This window comes from Silvimonas sp. (assembly GCF_031291215.1).
In the GTDB taxonomy this organism is placed as follows: Bacteria; Pseudomonadota; Gammaproteobacteria; order Burkholderiales; family Chitinibacteraceae; genus Silvimonas; species Silvimonas soli.
The window spans coordinates 1-1,215 of the sequence record NZ_JARLJK010000070.1 but is presented as its reverse complement, the minus strand read 5'-3'; the positions used below and the strand labels follow the sequence as shown (position 1 = coordinate 1,215).

Here is a 1,215-nt window from a genome sequence, read left to right as displayed (position 1 = left end):
CTTTTGCATGGGGCAGGCTTTTGCATGAGACAGGGCGACACAAGGGCGCGCAACGCGGCGAGCAGCCGGCCAATGCCCGACACAATTCGAAAAAGCCCGATGAGGGAAACAATGCCGCGCAAAATGCGCCAGGGCATTGCGAAATGGTGCAGCTCCGTCGATGAATATGAGCACTTCGAATGGGCTGACTAACGCGCTAAGATGCCTCGTCTCGGCTGCGCACGGAGAAATTCGAATGTCCTTTCAGGAACATTGCATAAAAATAGCTGAAATCATTGCCGACTATCGCGAAGGCGAGATCGCCGCGCCAGACGCAGTTCATGTCGGTCGCTGGATTGAGCAATTCCCTGCGCCCGCCCGCGAACCACTCCTCGTCGAACTCGCCCACGTTCTCCGCAAGAGTTACCTCTCACGAAAGGTGGTCACGGGCTTCATCGAACGAGTCATAGCCAGTAGCAAAATCGCCGGCAATGATCCGGCCTCTTTCTGGCGCAGTGCTCATTTCCTTCGCCTGCAACAGGCGGGAAATAGCCAGCGTGATATGCTGGCTATTTTCGATGAAGCCCTTACCAAGGCCTACGGATTGACCACCGCCGATTGTGGCAAAGCGCCGCACACCTACGTGTATCTTGATGATGGCATTTTTTCAGGCGGCCGCGTCAAATCCGACTTGATCCGTTGGATCACGAATAACGCTCCACAAAGCGCTAAGGTTGCGGTTATCGTCATGGTGCTCCACAAGCTCGGGGAATACTTCGCCGGGCAGGATATCCAAAAGGCTGCGCAGGCCGCTGGCAAAACGATCGAGATCTCGTGGTGGCGTGCGACAGCGGTCGAGGATCGCAAGACTTATATCGCGAATTCGGACGTGCTGCGACCTAAAGGAATCCCAATCGAAGCACAAGCTTATGTGGCCTCGCTCGGTGTTGATCCAGTTTTACGCGTTGGCGAGCAAGTCGGTGGCTTAGGGCTATTCTCGTCTCCTGCGGGGCGCGAATTGGTCGAGCAGGAATTTCTCAAGGCTGGTGTGCAGGTTCGCGCGTGCTGCCCTCACTTCAACGACTACATGCGCCCTCTAGCAGGCTGCTGAAAAACGCACCCATGGCGCAGCGATGAAGGTGGTTTCGTCACCGTTGTGGTAGGCGATTTCGCCTTCGAGGCATCCGTCTTCGCGCAGATCTGCCCAGCCGTCTCCGGAGACTTGGTCGCCTTCAT

At 56.4% G+C, this 1,215-nt stretch carries 1 protein-coding gene; it reads left to right on the top strand.

Going from position 1 to position 1,215, the window contains the following annotated elements; all coding sequences use genetic code 11:
• Positions 1-235: 235 nt before the first annotated feature.
• Positions 236-1,090: a hypothetical protein gene (locus tag P4L78_RS09870; protein WP_309327847.1), complete on the top strand. Its 855-nt coding sequence runs from the start codon at positions 236-238 to the stop codon at positions 1,088-1,090.
• The last annotated feature ends 125 nt before the right edge of the window (positions 1,091-1,215 follow it).